The sequence below is a fragment of the Enterobacter sp. ECC-175 genome (assembly GCF_043968675.1).
Taxonomy (GTDB): Bacteria; Pseudomonadota; Gammaproteobacteria; order Enterobacterales; family Enterobacteriaceae; genus Enterobacter.
Window position 1 is genome coordinate 1,427,746 of record NZ_CP143776.1, and the last position, 14,565, is coordinate 1,442,310.

The window sequence follows — 14,565 nt, forward strand, 5'->3', positions numbered from 1 at the left end:
ATACTAAAAACGGCAACTTTCGTTGCCGTTTTGCATTTATTTTGCGTCGTCAGGCAGCGCATACGCGACGATATAGTCGCCCATCTTCGTGCCAAACGAACCGTGACCGCCCGCAGAGATGACAACGTACTGCTTGCCATTCACTTCATAGGTCATCGGCGTTGCCTGTCCACCCGCTGGCAGGCGGCCTTGCCACAGCTTCTCACCGTTGGTCATGTTGTACGCGCGCAGGTAGTTATCTGCGGTTGCCGCGATGAACAGCACGTTACCGGCGGTGGAGATTGGGCCACCCAGCATCGGCATACCCATATTGAACGGCACCGGAACCGGCATCGGGAACGGCATGCTGTCCTGCGGGGTACCAATACGTTTTTTCCACACGATCTGGTTGGTTTTCAGATCCAGGCCGGAGATATACCCCCAGGCAGGCTGTTTACACGGCAGACCAAACGGAGACAGGAACGGATTCAGCGTTACGCCGAACGGTACGCCGTACTGCGGCTGAATGCCGGCTTCGGTACCGCTGCCCTTGGCGTCTTTCGGCTGCTCCATTGGGTTGCCCGGACCGCGTGGGATCAGGCGGGAAACGAACGGCAGCGCCATTGGGTTAGCAATCGCGACCTGACGGTTCGGGTCGACGGAGATCCCGCCCCACTCGAACATTCCCAGGTTACCCGGGAAGACCAGCGTGCCCTGCTCAGAAGGTGGTGTGAAGATGCCTTCATAGCGCAGCTGATGGAACATCACGCGGCACACCAGCTGGTCAAACATCGTGGCGCCCCACATGTCTGCCCCGCTCAGGTCTTTCTTCGGACGGAAGCTCAGGTCGGAGAACGGCTGCGTTTTAGAGACGTAGTCGCCCTTCGCCGCGCCCTGCGGAACCGGTTTTTCCGGCGCAGGCACAACCAGCTTGCCGTTGCTGCGATCCAGCACGAAGATGTTGCCGGTTTTCGCCGGGGCGTAAATCACCGGCACGGTTTTGCCGTTAACGGTAATGTCCGCCAGCGTCGGCTGGGACGGCATATCCATATCCCACAGATCGTGGTGAACGGTCTGGTAGCTCCACGCCAGCTTGCCGGTGGTCGCGTTCAGCGCCACGATGGCGCTCGCGTAGCGCTCCTGCTCCGGCGTGCGGTTACCGCCCCAGATATCCGGCGTAGTGACGCCCATAGGGAGGTAGACCAGGTCCAGCTTGGCGTCATACGCGGCAGGCGCCCACGAGTTCGGCGAGTTGAAGGTGAAGGTGTGTTCATCCGACGGGATCGCGTTTGGATCTTTCGCGCCCGGATCGAAGGCCCACAGCAGCTTACCGGTGTTCACGTCGAAGCCGCGGATCACGCCGGAGGTTTCGCGGGTAGAGAAGTTATCCGTTACCGAACCGGCAATCACGATGGTTTTATCGGTGATGATGGGCGGAGAGGTTGGCTCATACAGACCCGGCGTGGTGTCCGGCATATTGGTCTGCAGGTTCAGGATGCCTTTGTTGGCGAAGGTTTCGCACAGCTTGCCCGTTTCGGCGTTGATGGCGAACAGACGACCATCGTTAACCGGCAGCATGATGCGGCGCGGACAGTCGGCAACCACTTCCGGGCTCGCATTCTCGGCGCGGGCTTCGTGGTAGGAGACGCCGCGGCAGGTCACGTGCTGGAACGACGGATTCGAGTTCAGCTGCGGATCGAAGTGCCATTTCTCTTTACCGGTGGCCGCGTCGAGCGCGAACAGGCGCTGGTGGGCGGTACACAGGTAAAGCATGTTGCCGACCTTAATCGGCGTCACTTCGTTGGTCAGCTCGCCCGGATCGTTCGGCATCTTCAGGTCACCGGTGCGGAACACCCAGGCTTCCTTCAGGTTTTTCACGTTATCCGCGTTGATCTGCTTCAGCGGGGAATAGCGTTGGCCTTCCTGGTTACGACCGTAGGCCGGCCAGTCGCCGTCCGCAACCTGCGAAATAGCCTCAGCAGGCGTGGCCTGCGTATTCAGCGTGCCGCTGATCTCCTGCGGGTCGTTAAACCCGGCCCAGGTCAGGATGCCGCCGGTAATCAGCAGGGCAACCACCAGGCCGGCGACCGCGCCGCTGGATGGCACAATCAGGCGACGCCAGACGAACGGCAGAATAAGCCAGATGCCAAAGAAGACCAGAATGTCGCTGCGCGGCGTCAGTGCCCAGAAGTCGAAACCGACCTCCCAGACGCCCCAGATCATGGTTGCGAGGAGCAGCGCAGCGTAAAGCCACAGTGCAGATTGTTTGCTACGCCAGAGCAGGACGGTTACGCCGAGCATAACCAGACCCGCAATCGGGTAGTACCAGGAGCCGCCAATAGCGACAAGCCATACGCCACCGATTAACAGGTATAAGCCGCAGAAGGCGGCAAATAGCGCTGTTAAGTTCACCAGTAGACGCGGCTGTTTTGTTTTAGATTCAGCCATAGAAAGTGTACTCGTCAGTTTTGTTAATTATTTGCTAGCAATTAATTATAGGTATTAACAACTGTGATCGGAATCACAATATTTGCTTTTATAACTCATACGCCAGGCTTATCCATTTGCTGTTATAATGGCCCGCTTGCGAATCGATGCTGGACGAATAATCAACTGCATTGATGGATTTTCTTTAAAATCATATGGTTAGTAATATGAAACATACTGTTGAAGTGATGATCCCGGAAGCCGAGATCAAAGCGCGTATCGCCGAACTGGGTCGTCAAATCACCGAACATTACAAGGACAGCGGCAGCGAAATGGTGCTGGTGGGTCTATTGCGTGGCTCATTCATGTTCATGGCCGACCTGTGCCGTGAAGTGCAGGTGCCCCATGAGGTCGATTTTATGACCGCCTCCAGCTACGGCAGCGGCATGTCCACGACCCGTGATGTGAAAATCCTGAAAGACCTGGACGAAGATATTCGCGGCAAAGATGTGTTGATCGTTGAAGACATCATCGACTCCGGCAACACGCTCTCTAAGGTGCGCGAGATCCTGAGCCTGCGCGAGCCGAAATCCCTGGCGATCTGTACGCTGCTGGATAAGCCCGAGCGCCGCGAAGTGCAGGTGCCTGTCGAGTTCGTTGGTTTCTCTATCCCGGACGAGTTCGTGGTGGGCTACGGCATTGACTACGCGCAGCGCTATCGCCATCTGCCTTACGTGGGGAAAGTGGTCTTGCTGGACGAGTAATGGCGGGCTGATGCCCTCACCCCGGCCCTCTCTCACGGGAGAGGGCGAAAACCACATCGCGCCGGACTGTCTCGACTCCCTCTGGGAGAGGGAGAAAATCTCCGGCTTTATTTATGGTTAGTATGCTTAAGCTTTAGGTTCGCAATTCCCGAACGGTAGCGCTGCTCCAGCGTTTCGCGGTTGGTCGCGCTGACGTCCAGATCGCGCAGCAGGCCGTCGTGGATACCGTAGGCCCAGCCGTGAACCGACACTTTTTGCCCGCGCTTCCACGCCGACTGCATGATGGTGGAATGCCCGAGGTTATACACCTGCTCCATCACGTTCAGCTCGCACAGGGTATCAAGGCGGCGCTCCTGCGGCATTTCGCCCAGCAGTGAGCTATGTTGAAACCAGATATCGCGAATGTGCAGCAGCCAGTTGTCAATCAGCCCCAGCTCCGGGTTTTCCACCGCCGCCTGTACGCCGCCGCAGCCGTAGTGGCCGCAAATGATTATGTGTTCAACTTCCAGCACATCAACGGCATACTGTACTACCGACAGGCAGTTGAGATCGGTATGGATCACCAGATTAGCCACGTTACGATGGACAAACAGCTCGCCCGGCTCCAGGCCGGTTAAGCGCTCGGCCGGTACTCGACTATCCGAACATCCAATCCACAGAAAGCGTGGCTTTTGCACCTGCGACAATTTTTCAAAAAAACCGGGATCTTCTTCTACCAGCATTTTTGACCATAGTGCATTGTTGCTGATGAGTGTATCTATGTCGTTCATGGAGGTTAACGGCCTGTAACCGAGTGATAGCGTTGCGCTAATATAGGGTAACTCGACTTTTAATGAAACCACACAACGTGTGTCAGAACTATAGGTAAGTTTAATTCATGGCGATTGCACTAGAGCTTGAGCAGCTAAAAAAAACCTATCCGGGCGGCGTTCAGGCGCTGCGCGGAATAGACCTAAAAGTAGAGGCCGGCGACTTTTATGCGCTTCTGGGGCCGAACGGGGCCGGTAAATCCACGACGATCGGGATTATCAGCTCGCTGGTGAACAAGACCTCTGGCCGGGTGAGCGTGTTTGGTTACGACCTGCAGAAGGACGTGGTTAACGCCAAGCGCCAGCTGGGGCTGGTGCCGCAGGAGTTCAACTTCAACCCGTTCGAGACGGTGCAGCAAATCGTCGTCCAGCAGGCGGGCTACTATGGCGTTGAGCATAAGGACGCGGTTGAGCGCAGCGAAAAGTACCTTAAGCAGCTCGACCTGTGGGAAAAGCGCAACGAGCGCGCCCGTATGCTGTCCGGTGGGATGAAGCGCCGCCTGATGATCGCCCGCGCGCTGATGCATGAGCCTAAGCTGCTGATCCTTGATGAACCAACCGCCGGGGTGGATATTGAGCTTCGCCGCTCCATGTGGGGCTTCCTGAAGGATCTTAACGACAAAGGCACCACCATCATCCTTACCACCCACTATCTGGAAGAGGCGGAAATGCTCTGCCGGAACATTGGGATTATTCAGCACGGCGAGCTGGTGGAAAACACCTCGATGAAGAATCTGCTCTCCAAGCTGAAATCAGAAACCTTTATTCTCGATCTCGCGGCGAAAAGCGCGCTGCCAAAGCTGGAAGGGTATCAGTATCGCCTGGTGGATACCTCAACGCTGGAAGTTGAGGTACTGCGCGAGCAGGGGATTAACAGCGTGTTCTCGCAGCTGAGCGCGCAGGGGATTCAGGTCCTGAGCATGCGTAACAAAGCGAACCGACTGGAAGAGCTGTTTGTCTCTCTGGTGCAGGACAAACAAGGAGACAAGGCATGACGCATCTTTACTGGATCGCGCTGAAAAGCATCTGGGCGAAAGAAATTAACCGCTTTATGCGCATCTGGGTACAAACCCTGGTGCCGCCCGTCATTACCATGACGCTGTACTTCATCATTTTCGGCAACCTGATTGGCTCGCGCATTGGTGAAATGCACGGCTTCACCTATATGCAGTTTATCGTGCCGGGCCTGATCATGATGGCGGTGATCACCAACGCCTACGCCAACGTGGCGTCGTCGTTCTTCAGCGCCAAGTTCCAGCGCAATATTGAAGAGCTGCTGGTGGCACCGGTGCCCACGCACGTGATCATCGCGGGCTACGTGGGCGGCGGCGTGGCGCGCGGCCTGTGCGTCGGCATTTTGGTGACGGCAATTTCGCTGTTCTTTGTGCCGTTCCAGGTGCATTCGTGGCTCTTCGTGGCGCTCACGCTGGTAATGACGGCAATCCTGTTCTCGCTGGCCGGCCTGCTGAACGCCGTGTTTGCGAAAACCTTTGACGACATCAGTCTGATCCCAACCTTCGTGCTGACGCCGCTGACCTACCTCGGCGGGGTGTTCTATTCGCTGACGCTGCTGCCGCCGTTCTGGCAGGCGCTGTCGCATTTGAACCCAATCGTCTACATGATCAGCGGCTTCCGCTTCGGCTTCCTCGGCATTACCGACGTGCCGCTGTTCACCACGGTTGCCGTACTGGCGGTCTTTATCATCGCCTTCTATCTACTTTGCTGGTATCTGATCCAGCGCGGCCGCGGCCTGCGCAGCTAACCTCTCGCCCGGCAGTTTGCCTGCCGGGCGCTTTTCTTTGATAGTTATCACCGTAAACTAACCTTCACTTCGCTAAACTACTTGCCTGCTAAGGAGAGAGTTATGCTGGGATGGGTTATTACCTGCCACGATGAAGACGCGCAGGACATGTTGATCGGGCTTGAAGCCAGGTTTGGTCCGCTGGCGCAATGCCGCGCGGTGAATTACTGGCGCGGGTTAAGCACCAACATGCTGAGCCGCATGATGTGCGATGCCCTGCACGAAACTGATTCTGGGGACGGCGTCATTTTTCTCACCGATAAAACGGGCGCCGCGCCCTATCGCTCGGCCGCACTGATGAGCCACAAGCACGACAGTTGCGAAGTCATTTCGGGTATCAGCTATTCATTGTTGGAACAAATGTATCCGCTACGCGAGCAGTTAACCAGCGCGGCGTTCCGTAACGCCATTGTCGCGCAGGGCGGGGCGGGCGTAAGCAGCCTGTGGCATCAGCAGCAGAAAAACCCTCCCTTCGTCCTGCTTCACGACCTGTATAAGAATTAGACGTTGGTATTGATGGCGCTTTTGTTACAATGGCGTCAGTTTTTTCGTACCGATAATAATTCCATGTTGACGCGCTTAACTCTCCTGCTGTTCATTTTCGTTTCCGGCATCTGTTCTGCCAGCCTGTTAAGTCAGCAAAGCCTGCCTGCGCAGTATATGCAAACCACCGAAGACGCGGCGATATGGGCGCAGGTGGGCAACGACGTCATTAACGTGGGGAACGTGCGGGCGGGGCAGATCCTGGCGGTTGTTCCTGCGGCGGCGGACTATTATGAATTTCGCTTCGGTTTCGGCACGGGCTTCATCGATAAAGAGCATCTGGAGCCGGTTCAGGGAAAACAGCGCGTGGCGGACAGCCTGGGGGATTTGAATAAGCCGCTCAGCAACCAAAACCTGATCACCTGGAAAGACACGCCTGTCTATAACGCGCCGAGCAGCGGCAGCGCCCCGTTCGGCACGCTCAGCGAAAACCTGCGCTACCCCATTCTGAACAAGCTCAAAGACAGGCTAAACCAGACCTGGTTTCAAATACGCATCGGCAACCGCCTGGCGTGGATAAGCAGCCTGGACGCGCAGGAAGATAGCGGCATTCCGGTGCTGACCTATCACCACATTCTGCGCGATGAAGAAAATACCCGCTTCCGGCATACCTCCACCACCACCAGCGTGCGCGCGTTTAGCAACCAGATGACCTGGCTGCGCGATCGGGGATACACCACGCTGACGATGTACCAGCTGGAAGGATACGTGCGTAACAAAGTTAACCTGCCCGCGAGGTCCGTCGCGATCACATTCGATGACGGGCTGAAGTCGGTAAGCCGCTACGCCTATCCGATTCTCAAAGAGTATGGCTTTAACGCGACGGCGTTTATCATCTCGTCGCGCATTAAACGGCATCCTCAAAAGTGGGACCCGAAATCGCTGCAGTTTATGAGCGTACAGGAGATTAAGGGCATTCAGGACGTCTTTGATATTCAGTCCCATACGCACTTTCTGCACCGCGTTGACGCCTACCGGCACCCCATATTATTGAGCCGCAGCGAGCACGTCATTCTGTTTGATTTTGAGCGCTCGCGCCGGGCGCTGGGGCAGTTTAACCCGCGCGTGCTGTATCTCTCCTACCCGTTTGGCGGCTACGATAATAAAGCGATAAAAGCGGCAAATGACGCGGGATTCCACCTGGCGGTGACCACGGTAAAAGGAAAGGTAAAGCCGGGGGATAATCCGTTCTTATTGAAGCGCCTGTATATTCTCAGAACGGATTCGCTGGAGACGATGTCGCGGCTGATTAGCAACCAGCCGCAGGGGTAATGATCAGGCAACCTGAACCGGAATCGCCTTCGCGGTACGTTTCATTTCGTTGTCGCCTTCGAAGTAAGCCACTTTTGGCTGCCAGCGGCGCGCTTCTTCGTCAGACATCATCACGAAGCTGGCGATGATAACGATATCGCCCACGTCGGCGCAGTGCGCGGCGGCGCCGTTGACGGAGATGATTTTAGAGCCGCGCTCGGCGGCAATCGCGTAGGTGGAGAAACGCTTGCCGTTGTTCACGTTCCAGATATCAATGGCTTCGTTTTCCAGAATGCCCGCCGCGTCGAGAAAATCCTGGTCGATCGCGCAGGAGCCTTCATAGTGCAGGTCTGCCTGAGTCACTTTTACACGGTGAAGCTTACCTTGCAGCATTTTGCGAATCATTACGTTTACCTTTCATCATACGTTAACCCCTCCTGCAGGAGGGGAGGGTGATAGCACTACGCCAGCTCAACCACTTTGTTGTCGATAAGACGCGCCTGGCCAAGCCATGCCGCGACGAGAATCACCGCGCGCCTGCTGGTTTCCGTCAGGTCGAGGAGCGTGTCGGCATCGCGGATCTGGATATCATCCGCGCGGAAGCCTTTCTCGTTCAGCGCCTGTTCGGCGAGGGCGATAATCTCTTCTGCGGCCAGCGCTTTTGCCAGAAGCTGCTCCGCCATCTCGTTCATGACCTTGCTCAGGCCCGGCGCAAGCTTGCGCTGGTCCGCCGTCAGATAGCCGTTGCGCGAGCTCAGCGCCAGGCCGTCCTTCGCGCGCACGATCGGCACGCCGACGATTTCGATGTCATAGCCCATGTCGGCCACCATCTTGCGGATCAGCGCCAGCTGCTGGAAATCTTTTTCGCCGAAGCAGGCGATGTCCGGCTGCACCAGGTTGAACAGCTTGCTGACGATGGTGGATACGCCGCGGAAGTGGCCCGGACGGCTCGCGCCCTCCAGTATGGTTGAAATCCCCGGTACGTCCACGTAGGTTGCCTCACCGGTACCCTGCGGATAGACGTCCGCCGGTGCGGGGGCGAAGACGATGTCCGCGTGGCGCTTTTTCAGCTTTTCACAATCTTCCTGCAGCGTGCGCGGGTAGCGGGCCAGGTCGTCAGCGCGGTCAAACTGCATCGGGTTAACGAAGATGCTGACGACCACGATGTCCGCACGCGCGCGCGCTTCGTCAACAAGCTTCATGTGGCCGTCGTGCAGGTTGCCCATGGTGGGGACCAGCGCGATGCGTTTACCTTCCTGACGCGCCCGGCGGATGTGCTGGCGCAGCAGCGGCAGGGTTTCAATGATTAGCACAACAAGACTCCTTAATGGAAACTGTGTTCTTCGCCCGGATAAAGCCCGGACTCAACCTCGGCAATATACTGCCGCACCGCGGCGCGCATGTCGCCTGCTTGCGTCAGGAAATTTTTGGCAAATTTTGGAATGTGCCCGCCGGTAATGCCGAACGCGTCGTGCATCACCAGGATCTGCCCGTCGGTGACGTTGCCCGCGCCAATGCCGATGACCGGAATAGAGAGCGCGTCGGTAATGCGTTTTGCCAGCGCAACGGGCACGCACTCCAGCACCAGCAGCTGTGCGCCTGCGGCTTCGAGCGCCAGGGCGTCATCAAACAGCGTTTGCGCCGCGTCGCCGCGGCCCTGCACCTTATAGCCGCCAAAGATGTTCACCGATTGCGGCGTCAGGCCCAGGTGTCCGCACACCGGTACGGCGCGGTCCGTGAGCATTTTCACCGTGTCGACAAGCCAGGCGCCGCCTTCAATTTTGACCATGTTGGCCCCGGCGCGCATCACCGCGGCGGCGTTTTCAAACGCCTGTTCGGGCGTGGCGTAAGCCATAAACGGCAGGTCGGAAAGCAGCAGGCAGTTTGGCGCACCGCGACGAACTGCACGGGTGTGGTAGGCGATGTCTTCAACGGTCACAGGCAGGGTGGAATCATGACCCTGAACGGTCATGCCCAGAGAGTCACCGACCAGCATCACGTTAATACCTTCTTCGGCAAACAGTTTGGCGAAGCTGTAGTCATAGGCGGTGATGGTGGCGAAACGTTTTTTATCCTGTTTGCACTTCTGCAGTACGGAGAGGGTGGTTGGTTTCATACTGTTTCCTGATAGCCCAAAGCGAATCTTTGCGCATTCTAACAGTAACATTCGGGGGAACAATGATTTTAGGTAACCGATTACCTGCAAATATTTCAGGGTTAATCGATGAGGGTAATATCACCAGCGAGCGGGTTTTTCCGCGCCAAGACCGTCGAGAACGGCCTGCAGGGAGATCCCGTCAGGGAAGAGGAGGTTAGGGGCAATTTCAAACAGCGGCCAGAGCATAAACCCGCGGTTTTTCATGTCGTAATGCGGGACCGTCAGGCGCGCGGTGTTTATCACGTCGTTGCCAAACAGCATGATGTCGAGGTCCAGCGTGCGCGGCCCCCAGCGTTCGGCTTTACGCACGCGGCCCTGCTGAAGCTCGATGCGCTGGGTATTGTCCAGCAGCGTGTCGGCATCCAGCTCCGTTTCCAGCGCCACGGCGGCGTTCAGGTAGTCAGGCTGATCCTGCGGGCCGAGCGGCGGCGTGCGGTAAAACGACGAGACGGCAACGATCCGGCTTTGCGGGATCTCGCCGATCGCTTTAACGGCAGCATTAACCTGCTCCAGAGGAGAGGCTAAGTTGCTGCCGAGGGCGATGTACGCGAGGGTCATGCAGATCCTTCGCGGCGCGGCGCGCGCTTGCGCGGGCGGCGATGACGGCGACGCGGTTCCGGCTCGTCGTCGAGGTTAGTCAGCATATCTTTCTGCTCGGGCGGAGCGGAGACCTGAAACTCTCCCCACCACTGCGCCAGACGCTGCAGCTCCTGATTTTTTTCAATCTCGGCCCGCAGCGCCAGCAGGTCGAAGGCGGCGCGGAACTTAGGATGCTCCATCAGCTTCCAGGCACGCTTGCCCTGACGACGCGACATGCGCAGCTGAAGCTGCCAGATATCGCGAACCAGCGTGGTGATGCGTTTCGGGATCGCCAGCGTGCGGCACGCTTCGTCCAGCACGTCGTTGGTGGCAAGCGAGAAGGCGTCGTAGTAGGCCAGCCCGCTTTCCTGCGCGATGCGCTGCGCCGTTTCGAGCAGCGGATACCAGAACATCGCCGCGAACAGGAACGCCGGATTCACGCGCATGTCGTTCTGAATGCGGGTGTCGGTGTTCTTCAGCACCTGCGCAATCATGCGCTCCATCGGGCTGTCGCCGTTTTCGGTGAAGTTACGCGTGATGGTTGGGAACAGCGGCTGGAACAGGCTGTATTCACGCAGCAGCTTGTAGGTTTCAAAACCATGGCCGGCCTGCAGCAGCTTCAGCGCCTCTTCGAACAGACGGGCTGGAGGCACGTCGTTGATGAGCGTTGCCAGGCGCGGAATCGGCTCCCCGGTTTCCGGGCTGATGCGCATATTCAGCTTGGCCGCAAAGCGCACGGCGCGCAGCATGCGAACGGGATCTTCGCGATAGCGCGTTTCCGGCGTGCCGATCAGGCGAATCAGGCCGTCCTGCAGATCCTGCATACCGCCAACGTAGTCGCGAACGGTAAAGTCCGCCACGCTGTAGTAAAGGCTATTAATCGTGAAATCACGGCGCTGGGCATCTTCTTCGATTGAGCCGAAGATGTTGTCGCGCAGCAGCATGCCGTTCTGGCCGCGCTGCGAGGTTGTGCGATCGCTCGCGCCCGCCTCGTGATGGCCGCGGAAGGTGGCGACTTCAATAATCTCGGGGCCAAACATGACGTGAGCCAGGCGGAAGCGACGGCCAACCAGGCGGCAGTTGCGGAATAGTTTACGCACCTGCTCAGGCGTGGCGCTGGTCGTCACGTCGAAATCCTTTGGCTTTTTGCCCAGCAGTAAATCACGTACCCCGCCGCCGACAAGATAAGCCTCATAGCCCGCTTTATTCAGACGGTAGAGCACCTTGAGGGCATTTTCACTGATATCTTTGCGGGAAATAGTGTGCTGCTCACGGGGAACAACCGACATGCGGTTCTGCGCAATAGCGTCATTCGCCATGCTCTCTTCGCGGCTCAGCACTTTACGGCAAAAATTAGCGACTCGGGTAAAAATGGTACACCTCGTAGTGTGTTTTGTTATGAAAAAAGCGGCTAATCATAGCTCAGCGCGACGCATTTGAGAATGCTGGATTTTCGGCACGGCGTTAAGCGTCCAGCCGGATACGGCCAATTTCAGCAGTTCGTCAACGTTGAGATCCTGCCAGCCGGTGATGACAGCCTGGTTGAGAAACCGCAGCGCGTCGATCAAAACGGGGCGCGGATCGCCGTCCGGCAGGGCCGGCGCGTGGTTTTGCTTCGACAGTTTAGCGCCTGCCTCATTGACCGCCAGCGGCAGATGAATGTAATCCGGCGCGCGCCAGCCAAACTGATGATAGAGCGAAATATGCCGTACGGTAGGTTCAACCAGGTCGGCCCCGCGCACGATTTCCGTCACGCCCTGGAAATGGTCGTCCACCACGACGGCCAGGTTATAGGCAAAAAGGCCGTCGCGGCGGTGGATAATAAAATCTTCGCGCGCCAAACGCTCATCCGCGCAGATTTCCCCGGAGAGCAGATCGGTAAAGCGCGTGACGGGCGCGTGCTGGCGCAGGCGAACGGCGGCATTTTCCGGGCCGTTGTTCAGTGAGCGGCAGTGGCCGTCATAAACGCCCCCCACGCTGTGAATCCGCGCGCGGGTGCAGGTGCAGTTGTAGGAGAGCCCTTGCGCGCTGAGCCAGGCCAGGCGCTCACGGTAGGCCTCGTGCCGCTGCGACTGCCAGAGAACGTCTTCGTCCCAGTGCAGGCCGTAATGTTCCAGCTGACGCAGAATAGTGTCTGCCGCACCGGGAACTTCACGGGGAGGATCGATATCTTCAATGCGAACGAGCCATTTACCCTGACGGGCGCGAGCCTGCAGGTAGCTGCCGAGCGCGGCAATTAATGAGCCGAAGTGGAGTTCACCAGAGGGGGATGGCGCAAAGCGCCCGATATAATGAGATTCAGACATATCAATTAACAAGGCGGGAGAGACTCCCGCCTTTGCAGTATGTTTAGCGTGCCGGAATTAGCCAGCCATCTGTTTTTCGCGGATTTCAGCCAGCGTCTTACAGTCGATGCACAGGTCGGCGGTTGGACGCGCTTCCAGGCGACGAATACCGATCTCAACACCGCAGGATTCGCAGTAGCCGAAATCTTCGTCTTCCACTTTTTTCAGCGTTTTTTCGATCTTTTTGATCAGTTTGCGCTCGCGGTCACGGTTACGCAGTTCGAGGCTGAACTCTTCTTCCTGGGCGGCACGGTCGACCGGGTCCGGGAAGTTGGCAGCTTCATCCTGCATATGTGTAACGGTGCGATCGACTTCATCCCTAAGTTGATTACGCCATGCTTCAAGAATACGCTTGAAGTGCGACAGCTGGGCTTCGTTCATATACTCTTCGCCCGGCTTCTCCTGGTACGGCTCCACCCCAGCGATGGCGAGAATACTCAGGGACGATGTTTTACGGTTTTGCCCTTCTTGCATGTTGTTTCTCCTTAACACGCACTATCGATCCCCGTGTCGGGGGAAAAATCAGGTCGCTATAAATAGCAGATGCTTTTCCGTAAGGCAATTATCTAAACGTAACACTTGACAAGCCTGTGAGGAAAAGCGTATTTGCGCACGCGGCCAGAACAGATAATAAACAATCATCTAATCCCTTATAAGACAATGGGAAGAGAGGATTTCAGAGTCATATTATCGGCAGAAAGTTCCGCTTTATAGGCGAAAATTTCTACCCCCTGCTTTTGTGCCTCATTCAACAATTGCGCGTATTTAGGATCGATATGGCGGGCGGGGGAAAATCGCTGTATGGCTGAATGCAATACGGCAAACAGCAACACGGCGCGTTTCCCCGCCGCCGCAACGCTCATCAGCTCCCGCAGATGCTTCTGGCCACGCAGCGTCACCGCATCCGGGAAATAGCCATTTTCGTGTTCCGCTAATGTGACTGATTTGACTTCAATATAGCACTCAGGACGATCTTCCGCCTGGAGCATAAAGTCAATTCTGCTGCCCTCATCGCCATATTTCACTTCGCTTTTATGCGTACCGTAACCCACCAGTTCAGGGAGCGTTCCGTTCATTAACGCCTCTTTTACTAATTGATTGGCGCGCAAAGTATTCACACAAATAAATGCCCCTTGCTGGGTTTCGGTCATTTCCCAGGTATGGGCATATTTGCGTTTAGTATTTTCTGAAGTGGAATACCAGACCGTGTCGCCCGGCGTGGCGCAGCCGGTCATCGCGCCGGTATTGGGGCAGTGCAGCGTTAACGTTTCGCCTTCAGGCGTAACCACGTCGGCGAGGAAGCGTTTGTAGCGCTGAATAAGCGTGGCGCGCCGTAGCGCAGGATTAAACTTCATTACAGTTCCTTTGGGGGATCGCCCAGCGTCCAGCGCTGCAGCGGCGCGTATCGGGTGCGTCCATTTGCAAAGACGGATTCATAAAGGGCGAAGGCGTTCACTGGAAACGACCAGCAAAAGCCGGGGGGCGGAATCGCAACCGCCTGGCCCGCATCGCGCAGCAGGGTGATGTGTGGATGAAAAGGCTGTGGGCTTTGGTAGCATCCGCTGCGCGCGGCCTGGGCCCGCAGCATATTTGCAAGCTGCAACAGCCCGCGCGGCGGCTGGCGCGTGCCGAGCCACACCACGCGAGAGCGCAGCCACTGACCGGCATCGTCAAGGCGCAGGGTAAAGCCCGGCTGGGATATCCGCCCGGCCATGGCGGAGAGCGCCCGCTGCTTTTCGGCGCTGACGTCGCCTAAAAAAGCGAGCGTCAGGTGCAGGTTGGCGGCGGCAATCGGGCGGCCCGCTTCCGCCGGGAAGCTTTCGGCGCGCCAGCGAACGATTTTCCGCTGGATTGCGGCGGGCATTTCAACGGCAAAGAAAAGTCGTTTCGACTCAGACATACGAGGGAC

The 14,565-nt window shown here is 57.3% G+C and carries 16 protein-coding genes; 5 read left to right on the top strand and 11 right to left on the bottom strand.

The features are described 5' to 3' along the window. Positions 1-36: 36 nt before the first annotated feature. Positions 37-2,427: a glucose/quinate/shikimate family membrane-bound PQQ-dependent dehydrogenase gene (locus V1599_RS06700; RefSeq protein WP_297118516.1), complete on the bottom strand. Its 2,391-nt coding sequence runs from the start codon at positions 2,425-2,427 to the stop codon at positions 37-39. A 206-nt stretch (positions 2,428-2,633) separates the two neighbouring features. Between V1599_RS06700 and hpt the strand changes: the two genes are divergently transcribed. Beyond that, entirely contained in the window at positions 2,634-3,170 is a 537-nt protein-coding gene (hpt, locus tag V1599_RS06705) for a hypoxanthine phosphoribosyltransferase (RefSeq protein WP_032644976.1), read from the top strand. Between the two features lie 107 nt (positions 3,171-3,277). Here the strand turns inward: hpt and can are convergent, their stop codons facing one another. Further along, complete coding sequence (gene can / locus V1599_RS06710) at positions 3,278-3,940, bottom strand: carbonate dehydratase (protein WP_112012789.1); 663 nt, start codon at positions 3,938-3,940, stop codon at positions 3,278-3,280. 107 nt (positions 3,941-4,047) lie between these two features. On the opposite strand from can, the gene V1599_RS06715 reads away from it, so the two are divergent. From V1599_RS06715 to V1599_RS06730, 4 genes are all read left to right on the top strand, one after another. Beyond that, complete coding sequence (locus V1599_RS06715) at positions 4,048-4,974, top strand: ABC transporter ATP-binding protein (protein ID WP_395301235.1); 927 nt, start codon at positions 4,048-4,050, stop codon at positions 4,972-4,974. Next, on the top strand, positions 4,971-5,741 hold the full coding sequence (locus tag V1599_RS06720) for an ABC transporter permease (protein ID WP_112012793.1): 771 nt from the start codon (positions 4,971-4,973) through the stop codon (positions 5,739-5,741). Before V1599_RS06715 ends, V1599_RS06720 begins: the two co-directional genes overlap by 4 nt. Positions 5,742-5,843: 102 nt before the next feature. Further along, positions 5,844-6,284 carry a PTS sugar transporter subunit IIA gene (locus tag V1599_RS06725; RefSeq protein WP_112012795.1) on the top strand — a complete coding sequence of 147 codons (441 nt, stop codon included), beginning with the start codon at positions 5,844-5,846 and terminating at the stop codon, positions 6,282-6,284. A 63-nt stretch (positions 6,285-6,347) separates the two neighbouring features. After that, entirely contained in the window at positions 6,348-7,595 is a 1,248-nt protein-coding gene (locus V1599_RS06730) for a polysaccharide deacetylase family protein (RefSeq protein ID WP_395301236.1), read from the top strand. 3 nt (positions 7,596-7,598) lie between these two features. Here the strand turns inward: V1599_RS06730 and panD are convergent, their stop codons facing one another. The 9 genes from panD to thpR form a co-directional block, all read right to left on the bottom strand. Next, positions 7,599-7,979, bottom strand: coding sequence for an aspartate 1-decarboxylase (panD, locus tag V1599_RS06735; protein ID WP_003856284.1), 381 nt, complete (start codon positions 7,977-7,979; stop codon positions 7,599-7,601). Between the two features lie 56 nt (positions 7,980-8,035). Beyond that, the gene (panC, locus tag V1599_RS06740) at positions 8,036-8,887 is read right to left on the bottom strand and encodes a pantoate--beta-alanine ligase (RefSeq protein WP_395301237.1); all 852 of its coding nucleotides are present in this window, start codon (positions 8,885-8,887) and stop codon (positions 8,036-8,038) included. An 11-nt stretch (positions 8,888-8,898) separates the two neighbouring features. Then, a complete protein-coding gene (gene panB / locus V1599_RS06745; protein ID WP_112012799.1) occupies positions 8,899-9,690 on the bottom strand; it encodes a 3-methyl-2-oxobutanoate hydroxymethyltransferase in 792 nt (263 codons plus the stop codon). 120 nt (positions 9,691-9,810) lie between these two features. Next, positions 9,811-10,290 (bottom strand): 2-amino-4-hydroxy-6-hydroxymethyldihydropteridine diphosphokinase, encoded by a 480-nt coding sequence (gene folK, locus V1599_RS06750; RefSeq protein WP_112012801.1) that lies wholly within the window; start codon positions 10,288-10,290, stop codon positions 9,811-9,813. Next, positions 10,287-11,684 carry a polynucleotide adenylyltransferase PcnB gene (gene pcnB, locus V1599_RS06755; protein ID WP_297118742.1) on the bottom strand — a complete coding sequence of 466 codons (1,398 nt, stop codon included), beginning with the start codon at positions 11,682-11,684 and terminating at the stop codon, positions 10,287-10,289. Before pcnB ends, folK begins: the two co-directional genes overlap by 4 nt. A 42-nt stretch (positions 11,685-11,726) precedes the next feature. Beyond that, positions 11,727-12,617, bottom strand: a complete 891-nt coding sequence (gluQRS, locus tag V1599_RS06760; protein ID WP_395301238.1) for a tRNA glutamyl-Q(34) synthetase GluQRS — start codon at positions 12,615-12,617, stop codon at positions 11,727-11,729. Between the two features lie 57 nt (positions 12,618-12,674). Continuing rightward, on the bottom strand, positions 12,675-13,130 hold the full coding sequence (dksA, locus tag V1599_RS06765) for an RNA polymerase-binding protein DksA (RefSeq protein ID WP_001155232.1): 456 nt from the start codon (positions 13,128-13,130) through the stop codon (positions 12,675-12,677). A 176-nt stretch (positions 13,131-13,306) separates the two neighbouring features. Then, positions 13,307-14,011, bottom strand: a complete 705-nt coding sequence (sfsA, locus tag V1599_RS06770; protein WP_112012807.1) for a DNA/RNA nuclease SfsA — start codon at positions 14,009-14,011, stop codon at positions 13,307-13,309. Further along, on the bottom strand, positions 14,011-14,556 hold the full coding sequence (gene thpR / locus V1599_RS06775; RefSeq protein ID WP_395301239.1) for an RNA 2',3'-cyclic phosphodiesterase: 546 nt from the start codon (positions 14,554-14,556) through the stop codon (positions 14,011-14,013). Before thpR ends, sfsA begins: the two co-directional genes overlap by 1 nt. Positions 14,557-14,565 lie beyond the last annotated feature (9 nt).

Excerpts from the sequence above, each read along its gene's own strand:
- V1599_RS06700 (WP_297118516.1), bottom strand. The coding sequence starts at position 2,427 with ATGGCTGAATCTAAAACAAAACAGCCGCGTCTACTGGTGAACTTAACA.
- hpt (WP_032644976.1), top strand. The coding sequence starts at position 2,634 with ATGAAACATACTGTTGAAGTGATGATCCCGGAAGCCGAGATCAAAGCG.
- can (WP_112012789.1), bottom strand. The coding sequence starts at position 3,940 with ATGAACGACATAGATACACTCATCAGCAACAATGCACTATGGTCAAAA.
- V1599_RS06715 (WP_395301235.1), top strand. The coding sequence starts at position 4,048 with ATGGCGATTGCACTAGAGCTTGAGCAGCTAAAAAAAACCTATCCGGGC.
- V1599_RS06720 (WP_112012793.1), top strand. The coding sequence starts at position 4,971 with ATGACGCATCTTTACTGGATCGCGCTGAAAAGCATCTGGGCGAAAGAA.
- V1599_RS06725 (WP_112012795.1), top strand. The coding sequence starts at position 5,844 with ATGCTGGGATGGGTTATTACCTGCCACGATGAAGACGCGCAGGACATG.
- V1599_RS06730 (WP_395301236.1), top strand. The coding sequence starts at position 6,348 with ATGTTGACGCGCTTAACTCTCCTGCTGTTCATTTTCGTTTCCGGCATC.
- panD (WP_003856284.1), bottom strand. The coding sequence starts at position 7,979 with ATGATTCGCAAAATGCTGCAAGGTAAGCTTCACCGTGTAAAAGTGACT.
- panB (WP_112012799.1), bottom strand. The coding sequence starts at position 9,690 with ATGAAACCAACCACCCTCTCCGTACTGCAGAAGTGCAAACAGGATAAA.
- folK (WP_112012801.1), bottom strand. The coding sequence starts at position 10,290 with ATGACCCTCGCGTACATCGCCCTCGGCAGCAACTTAGCCTCTCCTCTG.
- gluQRS (WP_395301238.1), bottom strand. The coding sequence starts at position 12,617 with ATGTCTGAATCTCATTATATCGGGCGCTTTGCGCCATCCCCCTCTGGT.
- dksA (WP_001155232.1), bottom strand. The coding sequence starts at position 13,130 with ATGCAAGAAGGGCAAAACCGTAAAACATCGTCCCTGAGTATTCTCGCC.
- sfsA (WP_112012807.1), bottom strand. The coding sequence starts at position 14,011 with ATGAAGTTTAATCCTGCGCTACGGCGCGCCACGCTTATTCAGCGCTAC.
- thpR (WP_395301239.1), bottom strand. The coding sequence starts at position 14,556 with ATGTCTGAGTCGAAACGACTTTTCTTTGCCGTTGAAATGCCCGCCGCA.